Origin of the sequence: Pseudonocardia terrae (assembly GCF_021343995.1) — a bacterium.
Classification (GTDB): domain Bacteria; phylum Actinomycetota; class Actinomycetes; order Mycobacteriales; family Pseudonocardiaceae; genus Pseudonocardia; species Pseudonocardia terrae.
The window spans coordinates 15,466-30,174 of sequence record NZ_JAJTTE010000016.1; the positions used below are offsets into that span (position 1 = coordinate 15,466).

Consider the following 14,709-nt stretch of genomic DNA (forward strand, 5'->3'; position numbering starts at 1 on the left):
CGCATCGTCATCCCGACGTGGTCCCCGCTCCGGTCGTCCCGGGCTCGTAAGCCGCCCTCCGCACTGCCCGCCACCGGAGGTCCTGGATCAGGACTCCCGGCACGCGAGCCCCGCGTCGCCTCGCTCAGTTGAAGCGGGAGTACGCGGGCTCCGACCACCTCGAGGGGAAGGCGTTCTCGGTCCAGACCGCTCCGGTGATCCGGAAGACGGTCTCCCGTCCCGTGGCGGCGCGCGAGGCCGCAGCCCCCACCGACGGGCGCACCTCGGACGTGCCGGTCAGCTGCAGGGTCCCTCCCGACCGCCAGTCCGGGAGGAACAGCCCCGCCGCGGGGTTCACGCGGAGGTTGCCCGCCGTCATCATCATCGCGTTGCCGACGTAGTCCGGCCAGGTCAGCTCGGTCGGCGAGACGACCCTGACGAAGCCGGGGTCGCCGCCCTTGTGCGAGACGTCCGCGCCGCCCGCCGCGGCCGTCGCGATGAAGAAGGTGTCGGCGGCCGCCACCAGGTCCGCCTGACCGGGATCGAGTGCCGTACCCCGTGTCGCCATGGGCGGGCGGTCCATCGGCGGTCCCTGCTGCACGGCGCGGGCCTGGATGTACTTGGGGCAGTTGCCGAACGCCTGGTGCACCTCCACCTCGGCGCCCCCGTCGACGCGCCGCCACCGCCCGTTGATCCGCAACCGCTTGCGCGTCACGAGGTCGATGACCAGAGTGCCGACGTCCGTCTCGTCCCGCAGGACGTCGGCCAGGGGGTCCGTCGGCGGCACGTCCGCCGTCGCCCGCAGCGTGTACGGGTCCGCGGCGGACAGGAACCCCTCGGGGCCGTTCAGGCTGGTGGCCCAGACGCGTCCGTCGCGGTCGCGGGCGCCCAGCACCAGCATGCGTTGCCGCTGCAGGAACTCGAACGCCCCGCGGGGGATCGTGCTCGCGATGATCGGCCGGACCCGCTCGGCCATCTCGGAGGTCCCGGCCTCCCGCTGCGCGATGAGCTCGCCGTCGTGGAAGGCGAGGTGGTCGATCCGGTCGGCCATGACGTCAGAAGACCAGGACGCGGTAGCCGGACCGTTCCAGCTCCCGGAGGCTCGCGACGCCGGGGGTCCCCGGTGCGTGGTTCTGGCCGACCTGCTCGATGCCCTCGCCCGCGACGCCCTCGGTCGCGCCGAAGACCGTCGCGCACCCGTTCGGCGCCACCGTCGCGACCTGCTTCTTCACCGCCGTGTAGAGCTCGTTGGCGGGGTGCGCCGGATCGGCCAGGACGGCGGGCCAGCGGGTGCCGGCGCCCTGGAACAGCACCAGGGAGTCGCCGCCCTGCCCGTACTCCCAGGCCGTGGCGAGGGCGTTGAACACCCGGCCCAGCGCCTCCTCGGTCCCGGTCGACGGGTCGGCCAGGACGACCACCGCGGTCTTCTCGCTCATCGGGTTCTCCTTCGGTCGTGGGGACGGCTTCAAAGTTACCGAATGATCGGTAATTTTCAAGCGTGAATCGAGGCGTGCCGTGCTGAGCCTCTGACGTGGCTAGTCCGCCGCCTCCGGCACGAGCAGGGTCGGCAGGAGCGCGACGGCCTCGGCGAAGGCCCCGGTGTCGCCCGTCACCCGGCCCAGGACGAGCGCTCCCTCGATGCGCACGAAGGCGTCCTTGGCCGCACGCAACGCCGCATCGGGCCGGTGGCCGGCGCGTCGCGCGGCGTCGGTCATCGCGTCGATCCACGCCGCGGCGAGCGACCGGGCGTGGTCCCGGACCGCCGTGGGTGCCCCGGCCAGCGTCATGGTGTCCAGCACGCACGACAGTGCGCCCGCCCCGTAGAACTCGCCGATCCTGCGCGCCGTCTCGGCGATCCCCCGGGCGACCTCCGGGTCCTCCCGCATCGGCTCGAGGATCCACCCGAAGCGCTGCCCGACCTTGCCGAGGGCCACCTCCGCCATCTGCTCCTTTCCTTCGGGAAAGCGGTGGTAGAGGCTGGCCCGCTGGAGTCCGGAGGCTGCGGACAGGTCGCCGATCGCCGTCCCGTCGAACCCCTTCTCCCGGAACACCGACACGATCAGGTCGATCAGCTTGTCGTCCTCGATGGAGGGTGGGCGCGCCATGAGCCAACATTACCGAACTTTCGGTCAATATGATTGAGCGGCCGACCGTGCCCACGAGCCAGAGTCCGACGACCCGTGCCGCGCGCGCCGGCGCCCACCACCTCCCCGGGGCAGCGCCGCCGCTGGTCCCCGCTCTGCAGTCGAACGGGCGCTCCCGCCACGGACCCGGCTGCTGCTCGTCGAGTCCCTCACCAACCCGACGCTGCGGGTGCCCGACCTGCCTGCGCTCGCCGTGCTGGCGGCGGGCGTCGGGGCCGTCCTCGTCGTCGACTCGACGTTCACGAGCCCCGCACTGGTGCGGCCCCTCGACCACGATGCCGACCTGGTGTGGCACAGCATCCCCCAAGTACCTCGGCGGCCATTCCGCGGCGATGGGCGGCATCGTTGCGGGCGACGCCGAGCTCGTCGCCAGGGTCCGTCGGTCCGTCGTGCATCTCGGTGCGACCCTGGGGCCCTTCGACGCGTGGATGGCGCTGCTGGGACTGAAGACCCTCCCGCTGCGGATGCAGGCGCACACGCGTGGGGCGCTGGTCGTGGCCGAGTTCCTCGCTGCGCACCCGGCGGTCACCGGCGTGCACCACCCGAGCCGCCCCGACCATCCGCACGCCGAGATCGCCGCCCGGCTCCTCCCCGGCGGCACCGGCGGCATGCTCTCCTTCGAGCTGGCCGGCGGCCGTCCCGCCGTCGCCGGGCTGATCGCCCGGCTCGGGAACGCCGTCCCGCTGTCGCCGAGTCTCGCCGACGTCGCCACCACCCTCGTGCACCCCGCCACGACCACGCATCGCTCGCTGCCGCCCGCCGAGCTCGAGGCGCTCGGGATCACCGACGGGCTCGTCCGCCTCTCCGTCGGCATCGAGGAGCCCGCCGACCTCGTCGCGGAGCTTCGCGACGCGCTGAACGGCCTGGCCGCCGAGGGTGCCGGGCCGAGCGGGCTTTCCGGGGCTCTGACCTGAGGCGTCGGAGAGCGGATGCCCGGCATTCAGTCGCGCGACCGACCTGAGGGAGTGACGCCTCACCCGGCCGTCGATGTCGTGTCGAGCCCGGCACTGCGCCGGTTGGCCACGACAGTCGCCGCGATCCACTCGTCGACCCCGGTCCAGGCGTCGTCGAGCCAGGCGGACAGCGCGGCGTGGTCGTGGCGCGGGATGTCGGCGGCGGCCACGCGGACGGTGTGCACCAGCAACGTGCGATGGGTCGGGAGGCGCCACAGGGGACGGTCGCGGCCGTCGTCCGTGAAGCCGGAGTGTGCGAGCAGGACGACGTCGGCGCCGGGCGCGGCGGTGAGCGCGGCGAACGTCCCGCCGAGCCGCGGCGGCAGCGTGTAGGTGTTGCGACGCAGGTTCTTCAGCCTTCTGACGGCGCCCGAGTCACGCAGGGCGGTGAGCGAGCGGAGCCAGCGGGCTCGGCTGAAGTTCTGGCCCTCGGGGAACAGCAGGAGCGCGTCGCCGGCCGTCATCGACCGGGCGACGTCCTCGACGCAGGCCCGGGAGCGCCCGCGTCGGGGACCGATGAAGCACAGCGGGAGGTGGTCGCCCGCGAGATCGACGCTCGGTTCGAGCCGCAACAGCGCGGTGAGGACGACCCGCAGGCGCAGGCGGTGATGCACGGCCAGGAGCCATGCGATGAACAGCGAGTCGCCGGGCCCGCAGTGGCGAGCGAGGACGATCACGCCGCCCTCGCCGCGCAGGTCCGCCGACGGGACCGAGCCGTCCTGCTCGACGACGGTGACGTCGAGGATGCTCCGCAAAGCGCGGTAGCCGCGGCCGAGCACGTCACGCAGCAGTGTGTTCCAGTCGTGCTCATCGGCGGAGATCAGCCGGGGCAGGACCGAGAGCTCGATGGCCGCGTAGGCGACGAACAGCGCGACGGTGCGCAGCGGCAGGCTCGACCGCGCCGGGAGGCAGACCAGCGCGGCGACGGCGAGTGTGATCGGGGCGGTTCCGAGGATGAGCAGATCCAGGAGGGCCACCGTCGGGACGGTCACGGTGCGGCGCAGGGCCGCGCCGACCCTCATCCCAGCCCGGCCAGGTAGGCGCGCGTGGCGTCGTAGGCGCGGCCGGCGCTCGAGGTGATCCGGCCCGTGTCGCGGTAGCGCAGGTTGGACCACGTCGCGGCCGGTCGCGCGGGGAGGCCGGTCGGGAGGACGTGCACCGTGACGCCGTCGGGGACGAGGGCGAGGTCGGCGTGGAAGCGGTGCCGGCGGGCGATCTCGAACGACACGAAACCCACCTCCCAGGGCCGGCGCGGAACGCGCAACTGCTCCTCGATTCGTCCGACGTGCAGCACCCAGACCGTGTCCGCGCCCTCGCCCACGGCGCGGGCGAGCGGGATGCTGTTCACGAGTCCCCCGTCGATGAAGTGCTCGTCCCCGATGCGCACGGGCGGGAAGACCCCGGGCAGCGCGCAGGAGGCGAGGACGGCCTCGACCAGGTCGCCGCCGCTGAACCAGTGCTCGCGGGCCCGTTCGATGCTCGCCGCCACGCACTCGAACGGGACGACGAGATCGTCGAACGTCGCCACCGGGAGATGCTCACGCAGCAACCGGCGCAGGTCCTCGGTGTCGTGCAACGACGTCCCGCTGCGCACGACCTGCCCGACCCTGCCCAGCAGCGACCCGCCCAGCACCCCGCCGGACGCGAGCACGTCCCAGGTGCGGATCAGGTTCCGGGCGCCCCGGGGCGTCGGGTCGGCGGCGATGGCGGCCCCGTTGATCGCCCCGATCGACGTGCCGTGGACCAGGTCCGGCACGATGCCGGCCTCCAGCAGCGCGCGGGCCATCCCGGCCTCTGCGGCGCCGAGCACGCCGCCGCCTCCGAGAACGAACGCCGTGCACACCACGGCAGGTGGTATACGCCGACCGCGGCGAATCCGCCCGACGGAGCCGCTCCGGGCCGGTTCACCACGGCCGTTCGGCGCCCGTCAGTACTCCTTCTTCCGGTTAGTACTCCTTCTTGATGGTGAAGTACGAACCGCGGATGGTCCCGGCCAGCTTCGACTTCTGGCGCGCGAACTTGAAACGCGTGGCGAGCTCCTCGGGGACCTCCATCCCGTCGGACAGCTTGAACCCGACCGCCCTCTTGCCGCCGTCGTCGAGGCTGTACATGACGTTGATCGACAGGCCGTTCTCGTAGAAGACGTAGGCCATCCGGATGTTCTCGACCTGGAAGGCCGTCGCCTCGAGGGGCGGGGACGAGATGACGATGTCGCGTTCCTCCCGCAGGATCCGGTGCACCCACTCGACGGTCTCCTCGGCGTCGGTCGCGGGCACCACCGTGAACTCGTGGTCGTACTTGTTCTTGAAATAGCGGGCCTCGTTCGCCCGCAGGCCTGCGAGCGCCTCCGCGGCCGGTGACGACTCCAGGCCGACGGTCGACACGGTCTGGAAGTCCACGGTGTAGGTCATGACACGGAGTCCCCTCGATCGACGGGATGCCCTCTGGGCCCATCACCGGGGATCCTGCCAGCGAGGAGCGTGTCCCCGGAAGATCAAAAGCCACCAACTCCGCCGGCGGCGGCCGAGAACGCGAGCAGGCCAGAGCGAGAACGCTCTGACCTGCTGCTTCTGTGCGCCGCGAGGGAATCGAACCCCCAACCCGCTGGAGGGGAGTCGGGTGGTCTCCCAGAGTCCACGAACGACGATCCTGCTGGTCAAACGGTCATCGCTCTGCTGACGATCTTCTGCCGTGGTCGGTCGAACGGCGGGATGTCAGGAGCGACGGGCTGCGACGGCGTCGGCGCTGGCATGGTCGGTGGCCGACCTCAGCCCGGGCATCACCTCGTCGACGTCCGCGGCGGAGCGATTCTGACTCAACACGAACGACGCCTGGCTGCGCGGGCTATCCGTGCAGGCGGTTGAGCAGTGCGGCCAGTTCCGTGGGGGCGCTGATCATCGCGAGGTGGCCGGTTTTCATCCACTCGACGTCGGCGGAGGTCAAGGCGACCGAACGCTCCTGTAGGTCCGGGGTGTAGCAGTGGTCCGCGGTCAGCCGGATGTACGTGCGGGGGATGGGGCTCGCGTACCCGGCCAGGTCGACGGGCTCGGACAGCAGGGCGGCGGAGTCGTCGACGAGGCGGTCGAGTGCGGCGGTCGCGGTGGCCTCGTCCATGTCGTTGCACAGCATGGTGTGTGCGGCCACCCTTTCCTGGTGGTAGATCCCGCCGGCGAGTGACTGCTCCACGAGTCCGCGGACGTCCGGGTCGATCTGGTCCAGCACCCGGGTGCCGTCGGGCGGGACGACCGCGGAGAGCAGGACGACGCGGCGGATCCGCCCGCCGAGCGCGGTCATGATGCGCGGCACGGTCACCCCGGCGAACGAGTGGCCGACCAGCACGACGTCGGTCAGGTCGCGGGACTCGACGTCGGCGACCACGGCGTCGGCGCAGTCCTGCAGCGTGACCCTGGTGAGGTCGGTGCCAGCGCGCGATCCGCGACCGGGAAGGTCGACCGCGAGGGTGTCGTGCTCCAGTAGCGGGACGAGCTCGTCCCAGCAGGATGCGCCGTAGCCGGCGCCGTGGACGAGGACGAACGACATCGTGGGCTCCTCGGTGAGTCGGGCGGGAATCCGCGACGGCAGCCTAACTGAACTCAGCTCAGTCGGTTAGAGTCCGGTGTCAACGACGGGAGGCACAGGTGCGCGCATATCGGATGACCGGCGCCGGCCGGGCCGCTCTGGTGTCGGTGCCCGACCCGGAGCCGGGGCCCGGCGAGGTGCGGCTCGACGTCCTGGCGGCCGGGATCTGCCACTCGGACCTGAACGTGCTCGACCACGGCGTCGGCGCGGGCTGGCCGCTGCCGATGACGCTCGGGCACGAGATCTGCGGGCGGGTGGCGGCGCTGGGCGCCGGGGTGGAGGGGCTCGAGATCGGTCGCCAGGTCCTGGTGCACGCCCCGCTCGGCTGCGGCCACTGTGGCCGCTGCGACCAGGGGCGGAGCAACTACTGCGACGAGCAGGACAGGCTGCCCGCGGCGGGTGTCGGCCTCGGTGTCGACGGGGGCATGGCCGACGCCGTCGTCGTCTCCCAGGAGCGGCTGGTGCCCGCCGACGGCCTCGATCCGGTGGCGGCAGCGACCCTCACCGACGCCGGGCTCACGTCCTTCCACGCGATCGAGAGCTGCGCTGCGGATCTGGCGGATCCGGGCTCGGTCGCCGTCGTGATCGGGGTCGGCGGGCTGGGGCACCTCGCAATCGGGCTGCTGCACGCGCTGCGTCCCGCCCGGGTCGTCGCGGTCGACACCCGGGAGGCGGCCCGGCAGCTGGCGCGGGACTGTGGCGCGGATGTCGCCGTGGCGCCGGACGAGGCCGCCGCTGCGGTGGCCGCGGTGGCCGGGCGGGGCGCCGAGGTCGTCCTCGACTTCGCGGGCGCGCAGACGAGCATCGACCTGGCCGCGTCGCTGCTGCGGACGGCGGGGGTGCTCGTCCTCGTCGGGAGCGGCGGGGGAGTACTGCAGGTCGCCAAGCCCGGGGTGCTGCGCACGGGATTCCGCCTGCAGCTGCCGTTCTGGGGCTCGCGCGCCGAGCTCGCGGCCGTGGTGGACCTGGCGCGCCAGGGGGTCCTCGCCCCGCACACCACTGTGTTCCCGCTCGCCGACGCCGACCGGGCCTTCGACGAGGTGCGCGGCGGCAGGCTGACCGGCCGAGCGGTGCTCGTGCCGGACTAGCGAGCCGACCAGCCGCCGTCCACGAAGATCTCGGAGCCGGTCGTGTAACCGGCGTCCCCGCTCGCGAGGAAGGCGACGGCCGCCGCGACCTCCTCGGGGCGGCCCAGCCGGCGCATCGGCGTGTTCGCCAGCATCGCGGCGTGCCGTTCCGTGCCGGCGAACCGCTCCAGCAGCGGTGCGGTCCCGATGAAGGCGGGGACGACGGCGTTCACCCGGACCGCGCGCGTAGCCCAGTGCAGGGCGGCGTTCATGGTCATCGAGCGGACGGCGCCCTTGGCGGCGGCGTAGGAGAAGCTGTTGGCCAGGCCGCCCGTCGCGCCGAGGATCGAGGCGATGTTGACGATCGCCCCGCCGCCGCTGCGTTCGATCACGGGTCCGGCGTGCTTCATGCCGAGCCAGGTCCCGAGCTGGTCGACGTCGACGACCTGGTCCCACCGCCCGCGGCTCTCGGACTCCACGGTCCCGGTGCTGCCGATGCCAGCGTTGTTGACCAGCACGTCCACGCCGCCCCAGTGGTCCGCGACGGCGCCGACGACCTCGGCCCAGGCCTGCTCGTCCGCCACATCGAGACCCAGCGCGAGGGTCGGCCCGTCGAGCTCGGCGCCGAGCTTCTCGCAGGCTGTGGGGTCCACATCGGTCAGCGCGACGCGAGCGCCCTCGGCGCTCAGTCGGGCCGCGATCGCGGTGCCGAGGCCGCCGGTGGCGCCGGTCAGGATCACGCGGGTGTCGTCGAGTCGTCGCACAGGGTCTCCAGAAGGGTCGGGTCAGACGGCGGTGTAGCCGCCGTCGACGGGGACTGCGGTGCCCGTGATGAACGATGCCTGCGCCGAGAGCAGGAACGCGACGGCGGTCGCGATCTCCGCGGGCGCCGCCGTCCGGGCGATCGGCGGGGTGACCCGGCCGGCGATGGCGGTGCGCGGCTCGGGCCGCAGGCCGTGCGGGTCGTCGGCGCTGGACCGGGCCAAGTCCGTGGCGACCGGCCCCGGGCAGACGCAGTTCGCACGCAGCCCACGGTCCGCGTACTCCGCGGCGAGGCTGCGGGTCAGGGCGAGCACCGCCCCCTTCGACGCGTCGTAGGCGCTGGACCGTCCGGCCGCCACCAGGGATCCGACGGAGCCGATGGTGACGATCGCCCCGGCATCGGCGCGCAGGAGGTGGGGGAGGGCCGCGCGGACGCAGAGGAAGGTCCCGGTGAGGTTGACGTCGACCAGGCGCCGCCACACAGCGAGCGGCATCTCGTCGGTCGGGGTGCCGTCGGTGACTCCCGCACAGGTCACGAGCCCGTCAAGGCCGTCCAGCGCGTCGACCGCCGTGGCGAGGGCGGCGTCCACTGAGTCGGCGTCGGCGACGTCGCAGCGAAGCTCGCGGGCCGCGGCGCCGCCGTCGGTCAGGGGCCGGATATCCAGAGCTGCAACGGAAGCGCCCTGCGCCGCGAGCAGGTCGACGGTCGCCCGTCCGATTCCGCTCGACGCCCCGGTGACGGCGATCCGCCGCCCCCGCAGCGCAGGGTCCGTGGTCGGCAGCGTCATCGCGCCTCCTCGTCGTGTCGGTGACGGCAAGAACTTAACTGAACTCAACTCGGTAGGCCAGCGCTCTTGTTGCGGCATCGCCGCCGGTCTACTCTTCGGCCCCGACTCGAACTGAACTCACCTCAATTGCATTTCACGAAGGAGTGGAGATGCGTCCTCGACCGACGAGCGCGCTGGCGGCGCTGGCGGCGGTGCTCGCCATCGTGCTGACCGCCTGCGGCGGATCCCCAGCCGGCGGCGGGGCCGCCGACGACGGGTCCGGCCCGATCAAGATCGGCGCGTGGATCCCGCTGTCCGGCCCGCAGGCCGCGTCGGGCGTGCCCCAGATGGAGGGGGCGAAGGCCTACTTCAGCTGGGTCAACGACCACGGCGGGATCAACGGCCGTCAGATCGACTGGATCGTGAAGGACAACGCCTACGACCCCCAGCAGACCGTGCAGGCCGCACGGCAGCTCGTCGGGCAGGAGAACGTCGTCGCCATCGTCAACGCGAACGGCGTCGCCCCGTCCGAGGCCGCGTTCCCGTTCGTCCTCGAGCAGTCTCAGGTCCCGATCGTCGACCACTACGGTGGCATCGCGAGCTGGTACACCCCGTCCCGACCGCTGCTGTTCGGGACGCAGACGCTCTACGAGGACCAGGCCGCGGCGATGGCGCAGTGGGCGGTCCAGTCCGGGGCCCGCAAGCTCGTCGTGGTGCACGACGACCCGAAGGCGTTCGCCGACGTGGCCGGGCAGATCGGGCCCGCGGCGGAGCGAGAGCAGCCCGGCGTCACGACGACCGCGGTACCGGTCAAGCTGGGGACCACGGACTTCGCGCCGGCGGTCAGCCAGGTGAAGGCCGCGGGTGGTGATGCGGTGATGCTGGTCCTCCCGGCTCCGGAGGCCGCGGCGTACCTCAAGGCCGCCGCCCTGCAGGGCGTGTCGCTACCGACCTACGGCTACGCACCGACCGCGTCGGGCACCACGGTGACGCTGGCGGGCCCCGCAGCCGAGGGCTACCACTCGGTGTCGCTGGTCCGCTCGCCCACCGAGCAGACGCCGGAGATGCAGCAGTTCCGGGACGCGATCGCGAAGTACTCGCCGGGACAGCCCGCCGACTTCTCCACCCTGCTCGGCTACGCCAACGCGGCGGTCTTCGTGGAGATCGCCAAGACCATCCAGGGGCCGGTGACCTCGAAGTCGATCGCGGACGCGTACGGCAGGGCGTCGGACGTGAAGACCGGGGTCGCGCCGGACATGTCGTTCTCGGCGCAGTCGCACCTCGGCACCCGGGACGTCCAGCGGGTCACCGTCCGGAACGGTCAATGGGTCTCCGAGGGCGACTTCGTCAGCGCGCCGGAGCGGGGGTAGGCCGTGGACCTCGACGAGGCACTCGCCACCACCCGCGCCGTACGACGGCGCCTCGACCCCTCCCGCCCGGTGCCCGCGGACCTGGTCCGCGAGTGCGTGACCCTCGCGATGCAGGCCCCGGCGGGGTCGAACGTCGCACGGACCCGGTTCGTCGTGGTGCGCGATCCCGCGTTGCGCGGCGCCGTCGCCGACCTCTACTCCGACGTGTACCTGAACTCCTACAAGGACTCCGAGGGGTACATCGGGCGCGTGCAGGTCGCGGACGCCGAGGGGGCGACCGCGCAGGAGCGCACCGGCCGCTCGGCCGACGCACTGGAACGCGCGCTGCACGAGGTCGACACCATCGTCATCGCTTGTCTCGACGGTGCCCGGCTCGACGGTGCCGCCGGGTTCGCCAGCGCGTCGCTGCTGGGCGGGGTCCTGCCCGCGGTCTGGAGCATGATGCTCGCCGCGCGGGCCCGCGGCCTGGGCACCTGCTGGACGACGATGCACCTCGCGCGGGAGAAGGAGGTCGCCGAGCTGCTCGACATCCCCTTCGACACGGTCCAGCAGGTCTGCCTCACGCCGCTGGCCTACACAGTGGGCACCGACTTCCGGCCCGCCCGCCGCCCGCCGGCCGACGACGTCCTGTTCTGGGATCGGTGGGACGCCTCAGCACCGCGCCCGCCCGCCGTCACGGGACTGATCACCCGATGAGCGAACTGTTCCTCGTCGTGGTGAGCGGGATCGCCAGCGGTGCCGTCTACGGCCTGCTCGGGCTGGGTCTCGTGATCATCTACCGGGCCACCGATGTGGTGAACTTCGCGCTGGCGAGCATGGCCACGCTCGCCGTGTACGTCGCGCTCATGGTCGTGCAGCGCGGGCTCGGGGTGGGGTCCGCCGTGATCGCCGCGGTCCTCGTGGCCGTCGTTCTCGGGCTCGTCGTCCGCGAGCTGGTGATCCGCCCGCTCGGCACGGGGCGGCTGTTCGCCGCGTTGGTGATGACGATGGGGGTCTCGCTGATCGCCGAGGCGGTGATCAGCGACGTCTGGGGGACCGAGCCGCACGCCCTCCCGCCGCTGGTGGGAGGCACCGTGATGCTCGGCTCGGCCACGCTCGCCACGCAGGACCTGATGGTGATCGGGGTGTCCGCCGTCGCGATGCTCGCCGTGGGCTACCTCTTCACCCGCACCACCCTGGGCTCGGCGATGCGCGCGGCGGCCGAGTCGGCCACCACCGCGCAGATCGTCGGCGTGCCCGCGCAGCGGGTCGCGCGCATCGCGTGGGCGCTCGGTCTGGGGCTCGCCGCGCTCGCGGCGGTCCTCTACGTCCCCCGGGTCGGACTCGCGCCGACGGTGCTGGCCGCCCCGCTGTTCCGGGCGTTCGCCGGCATCTTCCTCGGTGGGCTGACGAGCATGCACGGTGCGGTGATCGGCGGCGTGGCGATAGGGGTGCTGGAGAACCTTGCCGCCTCCTACGTCTCGGCGAACTTCCGCGACACCTTCGTCTTCGCGCTGACGATCCTCATCCTGCTGCTGCGGCCGCAGGGCCTCTTCGGCACCCGCAGCTTCGAGAGGGTCTGAGCGCCATGATCCTGACCTGGAAGGTGGCGGTGCGAGCGGTCCTCGGCCCGGTGGCCGCGGCGCTGCTCGTGGTGCTCGTCGAGAGCGGGCTCCTGCCCGGGTACCAGGCGTACTCGGTGGCCCTGGCCGCGACCTACACGATCCTGGTGCTGAGCGTCGGGCTGCTGGCGGGGTGGGCGGGCATCTGGTCCGTGGGCCATCCCGCGCTGTTCGCCATCGGGGCCTACACCGTCGCCTACGGCTCCGCGCACGGCTGGGCGTTGGAGCCGACGGTGCTGGTGGCGATGCTCCTCGCCGGCGGCTGTGGTGCGTTTCTGGGGTTCGCGGGCGCGCGCTTCTCGGTGCTCTACATCGCCCTGCTCACCCTGGCGTTCAGCCTCGTCGCGCTCGAGGTGATCAACCGCTGGGTCGACGTGACCGGCGGGGACCAGGGCGTGGCGGTCACCGAGCTGCCCAGCCTGACGGGCGCGGGCGCGCTCGGTGCCGGCGGCTCGGAGGCAGTCGTGGCCGCGATCCTGACCGCCGGGGTCGTCGTCGGGGGCGCCGTGCTGGCCCGGTCGACGAGCCTGCGGATGCGGATGGTCGCGGCGAAGTCGCATCCGGTGGTGGCCCGGTCGGTCGGGATCGCGCCCGAGGCCCAGAGCGCCCTCGCGTTCGGGGTGAGCGGTGCCGCGACCGGGCTGGCGGGCGTGCTGCTCGGGTTGATCACCGGCTTCGTCAGCCCGGAGACGTTCTCGCTGACCCTGGGGATCAACACCGTCGCCGCGGCGGTGCTCGGTGGCGTCGGCGCGGTCGGCGGCGGGGTGTTCGGCGGGATCTTCCTGGCGTTCGCGCCGAGCCTGGCCGGACTGCTGGGCGTCGACCAGATGATCCTTCAGGGCGCGCTGCTCATCCTCGCGCTGCTGCTCCTGCCGGCCGGCGTGGTGCCCGCTCTCGGGAACGTGCTGCGCACGCTGCAGCGGCGGGTGCGGCGGCCGGGTGGACCGCCGGTCGTCGAGATTCCGGACGAGCCGGCTCCCGCCCCGGCCGCGAAACGACGGACCCTCGAGGTCGCGGACCTGGGCGTGGCTTTTGGCGGTCTGCAAGCCCTCGAGGGCGTGTCGCTCTCAGTGTCCCCGGGTGAGGTAGTCGCGATCATCGGACCGAACGGCGCGGGCAAGACGACGCTGGTCAACGCCCTGTGCGGCCTCGTCTCGGGCGGCCGGACGACGGGCTCGGCGACCTTCGGCGGCGTCGACCTGCTGCGAGCGCGCGCGACCCGCCGCCGGCGCCTCGGCATCGGCCGCACATTCCAGCACGCGGAGGTGTTCACCGAGCTGACGGTCGCCGAGAACCTGCTCTGCACCACGCGATGGACCACCCCGGCGCGTCGTCGGGCGGTCGACACCCTGCTCGGCCGGATCGGCCTCGCCGGTCAGGGGGACGTGCATCCCGACCAGCTGCCCTTCGGCCCGCAGAAGCGCCTCGACCTCGGGCGTGCCGTCGCCGAGCAGCCCGGGCTGCTGATCATGGACGAGCCGTTCGGCGGGCTGGACGCCGAGGAGCGCAGGCTGCTCGCCGGCCAGATCCAGGGACTGCGCGCGGCGGGCACGTCCGTCGTGGTGATCGACCACGTCCTGGAGGACCTGTTCGCCGCCGCGGACCGGGTGGTGGCTTTCGACTTCGGCCGCCCGATCGGCTCCGGCGCGCCGGACGAGATCCTGGCCGACGACCGCGTCCGCAGCTCCTACCTCGGGACGACTTCCGCGCGGCAGCCCCGCACGCCCACCCGCGCCGAGGGGCCTCCCGCGATCGCGCTGTCCGGGGTGACCCACCGGTACGGCGGGGTCACCGCACTCGACGGTGTGGACCTGGCCGTGCCTGGGGGCGTCGTCCTGGCGGTGGTCGGGGCGAACGGTGCGGGCAAGAGCACGTTGGGCCAGGTCCTGCACGGCACGCTGAGTCCCACCGCGGGAACGCGGACGACCGACGGCGCGGTGCGCAGCAGCCTGGTCCCGGAGGGACGGGCGCTGTTCCGGACGCTGTCAGTACGGGAGAACCTGGAGGTTGCCGGGTACGCCGCCGGCGTCTCGGGGCGGGACCTGCGGTCCCGGATCGACCAGGCCGTCGAGTGGCTTCCCGAACGGGTCCGGACCCGGCTGTCCATTCCGGCGGCGGCGCTGTCCGGAGGCGAACAACAGCTCCTCGCCATTGCCCGTGCGTTGATCGCCGATCCACGTCTCGTCGTCGTCGACGAACCGGCGCTGGGTCTCGCCCCGGCCCTCGTCGACGAGGTGTACAGGCGGATCACCGGCCTCGCTGAGGACGGGGTGACCGTGGTGGTGCTGGAGCAGCTCCTCACCCGGGCCCTCGCTGTGGCACACGAGGTGGTCGTGCTGCATGAGGGCGTCATCCGGGCAACCGGCTCGCCCGACGACACGAACTTCGCCACGCGGGCCGAACAGGCCTACTTCGGGACCCCGGTCGACGGCGGCGTCCGCGCCACCTGATCGCCCCTTGACAGGGGACACGTCGGTCCGCAGTATC

At 72.7% G+C, this 14,709-nt stretch carries 15 protein-coding genes and 1 pseudogene; 7 read left to right on the forward strand and 9 right to left on the reverse strand.

The annotated features are described in order from the left end of the window. Window positions 1-124: 124 nt before the first annotated feature. The 3 genes from LWC33_RS12840 to LWC33_RS12850 form a co-directional block, all read right to left on the reverse strand. Entirely contained in the window at window positions 125-1,030 is a 906-nt protein-coding gene (locus LWC33_RS12840) for a pyridoxamine 5'-phosphate oxidase family protein (protein ID WP_233304567.1), read from the reverse strand. Between the two features lie 4 nt (window positions 1,031-1,034). After that, window positions 1,035-1,415 carry a hypothetical protein gene (locus LWC33_RS12845; protein WP_233304568.1) on the reverse strand — a complete coding sequence of 127 codons (381 nt, stop codon included), beginning with the start codon at window positions 1,413-1,415 and terminating at the stop codon, window positions 1,035-1,037. Window positions 1,416-1,514: 99 nt separating this feature from the next. Beyond that, window positions 1,515-2,084 (reverse strand): TetR/AcrR family transcriptional regulator, encoded by a 570-nt coding sequence (locus LWC33_RS12850; RefSeq protein WP_233304570.1) that lies wholly within the window; start codon window positions 2,082-2,084, stop codon window positions 1,515-1,517. 172 nt (window positions 2,085-2,256) lie between these two features. On the opposite strand from LWC33_RS12850, the pseudogene LWC33_RS36510 reads away from it, so the two are divergent. Together LWC33_RS36510 and LWC33_RS12855 are read left to right on the forward strand one after the other, a co-directional pair. After that, window positions 2,257-2,364: pseudogene (locus LWC33_RS36510) on the forward strand (hypothetical protein); the annotation flags it as partial. Window positions 2,365-2,398: 34 nt separating this feature from the next. Further along, the gene (locus LWC33_RS12855) at window positions 2,399-3,037 is read left to right on the forward strand and encodes a PLP-dependent transferase (protein ID WP_233304571.1); all 639 of its coding nucleotides are present in this window, start codon (window positions 2,399-2,401) and stop codon (window positions 3,035-3,037) included. Between the two features lie 59 nt (window positions 3,038-3,096). Here LWC33_RS12855 and LWC33_RS12860 read toward each other — a convergent pair whose 3' ends face one another. From LWC33_RS12860 to LWC33_RS12875, 4 genes are all read right to left on the reverse strand, one after another. Then, window positions 3,097-4,053 (reverse strand): 1-acyl-sn-glycerol-3-phosphate acyltransferase, encoded by a 957-nt coding sequence (locus tag LWC33_RS12860; RefSeq protein ID WP_233304574.1) that lies wholly within the window; start codon window positions 4,051-4,053, stop codon window positions 3,097-3,099. A 41-nt stretch (window positions 4,054-4,094) separates the two neighbouring features. Continuing rightward, complete coding sequence (locus LWC33_RS12865) at window positions 4,095-4,922, reverse strand: patatin-like phospholipase family protein (protein ID WP_308190940.1); 828 nt, start codon at window positions 4,920-4,922, stop codon at window positions 4,095-4,097. Window positions 4,923-5,022: 100 nt separating this feature from the next. Beyond that, a complete protein-coding gene (locus tag LWC33_RS12870) occupies window positions 5,023-5,487 on the reverse strand; it encodes a DUF8821 family protein (RefSeq protein WP_233304577.1) in 465 nt (154 codons plus the stop codon). A 433-nt stretch (window positions 5,488-5,920) separates the two neighbouring features. Beyond that, window positions 5,921-6,616, reverse strand: a complete 696-nt coding sequence (locus tag LWC33_RS12875) for an alpha/beta fold hydrolase (protein WP_233304578.1) — start codon at window positions 6,614-6,616, stop codon at window positions 5,921-5,923. A 98-nt stretch (window positions 6,617-6,714) separates the two neighbouring features. On the opposite strand from LWC33_RS12875, the gene LWC33_RS12880 reads away from it, so the two are divergent. After that, a complete protein-coding gene (locus LWC33_RS12880; RefSeq protein WP_233304579.1) occupies window positions 6,715-7,743 on the forward strand; it encodes an alcohol dehydrogenase catalytic domain-containing protein in 1,029 nt (342 codons plus the stop codon). Here LWC33_RS12880 and LWC33_RS12885 read toward each other — a convergent pair. Next, window positions 7,740-8,486 carry an SDR family NAD(P)-dependent oxidoreductase gene (locus tag LWC33_RS12885; protein ID WP_233304580.1) on the reverse strand — a complete coding sequence of 249 codons (747 nt, stop codon included), beginning with the start codon at window positions 8,484-8,486 and terminating at the stop codon, window positions 7,740-7,742. The two genes, LWC33_RS12880 and LWC33_RS12885, sit on opposite strands and share 4 nt — an antisense overlap. A 21-nt stretch (window positions 8,487-8,507) precedes the next feature. Beyond that, window positions 8,508-9,272 carry an SDR family NAD(P)-dependent oxidoreductase gene (locus LWC33_RS12890; RefSeq protein ID WP_233304582.1) on the reverse strand — a complete coding sequence of 255 codons (765 nt, stop codon included), beginning with the start codon at window positions 9,270-9,272 and terminating at the stop codon, window positions 8,508-8,510. Window positions 9,273-9,421: 149 nt separating this feature from the next. Between LWC33_RS12890 and LWC33_RS12895 the strand changes: the two genes are divergently transcribed. Genes LWC33_RS12895 through LWC33_RS12910 form a run of 4 tightly spaced genes read left to right on the forward strand, consistent with a single transcriptional unit; the run spans window position 9,422 to window position 14,672 of the window. Beyond that, window positions 9,422-10,621 carry an ABC transporter substrate-binding protein gene (locus LWC33_RS12895; RefSeq protein WP_233304583.1) on the forward strand — a complete coding sequence of 400 codons (1,200 nt, stop codon included), beginning with the start codon at window positions 9,422-9,424 and terminating at the stop codon, window positions 10,619-10,621. A gap of 3 nt (window positions 10,622-10,624) precedes the next feature. After that, window positions 10,625-11,317 carry a nitroreductase family protein gene (locus tag LWC33_RS12900; RefSeq protein ID WP_233304585.1) on the forward strand — a complete coding sequence of 231 codons (693 nt, stop codon included), beginning with the start codon at window positions 10,625-10,627 and terminating at the stop codon, window positions 11,315-11,317. Next, window positions 11,314-12,183 carry a branched-chain amino acid ABC transporter permease gene (locus LWC33_RS12905; RefSeq protein ID WP_233304586.1) on the forward strand — a complete coding sequence of 290 codons (870 nt, stop codon included), beginning with the start codon at window positions 11,314-11,316 and terminating at the stop codon, window positions 12,181-12,183. The genes LWC33_RS12900 and LWC33_RS12905 overlap by 4 nt, the downstream gene beginning before the upstream one ends. A 5-nt stretch (window positions 12,184-12,188) precedes the next feature. Further along, window positions 12,189-14,672: an ATP-binding cassette domain-containing protein gene (locus LWC33_RS12910; RefSeq protein WP_233304587.1), complete on the forward strand. Its 2,484-nt coding sequence runs from the start codon at window positions 12,189-12,191 to the stop codon at window positions 14,670-14,672. Window positions 14,673-14,709 lie beyond the last annotated feature (37 nt).